This is a genomic window from Micromonospora sp. H61, from assembly GCF_018070325.1.
GTDB lineage: Bacteria > Actinomycetota > Actinomycetes > Mycobacteriales > Micromonosporaceae > Micromonospora > Micromonospora salmantinae.
Genome location: NZ_JAGPXY010000211.1, coordinates 1 through 1,525, shown reverse-complemented (window position 1 = coordinate 1,525; position 1,525 = coordinate 1). Strand labels below are relative to the sequence as shown.

Annotated in this window: 2 protein-coding genes; one reads left to right on the top strand and one right to left on the bottom strand. The window is 67.9% G+C overall.

Annotated features, from left to right (window positions below):
- The coding region (locus tag KBX08_RS33200) for a transposase (protein ID WP_210787704.1) at positions 1 to 636 on the top strand (636 nt) is incomplete at its 5' end.
- 114 nt (positions 637 to 750) lie between these two features.
- Here the strand turns inward: KBX08_RS33200 and KBX08_RS33195 are convergent.
- Positions 751 to 1,525: CdaR family transcriptional regulator (locus KBX08_RS33195; protein ID WP_210787703.1), on the bottom strand; the 775-nt coding region annotated here is incomplete at its 5' end.

The following is a 1,525-nucleotide window of genomic DNA, read 5'->3' as shown; positions in this document are numbered from 1 at the left end:
CGTGATGACCTCGTCCGCAGCCGCACCCAGATCGTCAACCGGCTGCATGCGCTGTTGGCACAGCTCATTCCCGCCGGTCTGCCCCGCGGACTGACCGCCGACAACGCCGCCGCCGCGCTGCGCAGCATCCGCCCTCGGGCCGTGTTGGCCCGCACCATGCGCCAGGTCGCCGTGGACCTTCTCGGCGAGGTGCGCCGCCTCGATCGGCGCATCGCCGAGGCAACAGCAACGCTGTCCGCCGCGGTCGCGGCGTCCGGCACCACCCTGACCGATCTGCACGGCATCGGCGACGTCACCGCCGCGAAGATCCTCGCCCGCTCCGGAGTCGTCAACAGGTTCCGATCGGAGTCCGCGTTCGCCTCGTACTGCGGTGTCGCGCCGATAGAAGTGTCATCCGGTGACGTCCAACGGCACCGCCTATCGCGTGCCGGCGACCGGCAACTGAACTACGCGCTGCATGTCATGGCCATGGCCCAGATCAAACGAGCGACCCCAGGCAGGGACTACTACCAGCGCAAACGAGCCGCGGGCAAAACCCATAAGGAAGCCATGCGCTGCCTGAAACGGCGCCTCGCCGACGTCGTCTACCGCACCATGATCAAAGACACGGAGACCTCTCTGCTGCCGGCGGGTTGACAAGAGAGGTGCCTTTAGATCCACAGACCCGAGGGACGCGGACATCGCGTGTGGGTGTCCGCTGGTCACGTGTTTTGTTCGTGTCGGTCGTGGCTGTGCCCGACAATCTGAGGGTCAGGTGGGAATGGGTAGGGGTTCCTGCGGCCAGTTGAGGACCTTGGCGCCGAGCACCGCCGCCTGCAGCGTGAAACGGTGGCTGGGGTCAGTGGGGTCGTAGCCGGTCAATGTTTTGACGCGAGCCAGGCGGTAGGTGACGGTGCGTACCGATACGTGCAGGCGCTTCGCCGATTCGGTGGCCACCGCACCGGTGTCGAAGTAGGCGTGCAGGGTGTCGAGTAGCGGTTCGGCGCCGCCGCGCGCCCGGGTGAGTGGGGTGAGTACGGCTTGTACCAGGTCCACGATGGCGGGTTGGTCGCGTAGCAGAACTCGGTAGATGAGCAGGTCGTGTGCGTTGATGACGGGGGTGTCTGTGTGGAGTCGCCCGGCCATGGCGAGTGCTTCGCGGGCCTCCTCGTAGGAGCGGGCTATGCCGTACAGACCGGGGTGGGACCGGCCGACAGCTACCCGCCAGGGTCCTCCCCGGGGCAGTCGGCTCAGCTCGCGGTGCATGAGGCGGCCGAGTTCATTGCTCGCGTCCATCGCCGGCGGTAGTCGGCCGACTGATCCGGTGTCGGCGGGTGCCAGCACGACGAGCAGGCCGTCCTTGGTCGCGACGAGGACGTCGCGGTCGCCGAGCCGGTCGAACATGACCGCCTCAAGGGCGCTGATCGCCGCGTCGGCGTCGGGTAGTCGTCGGCTCGGTGCGGCCAGCGCCACTTGGTGGACCCTGGCGAGGTCGAGCCCGAACGGTTCGGCGCGTTCGACGAGGGAGCCGAGGTCGGAGTCGCCG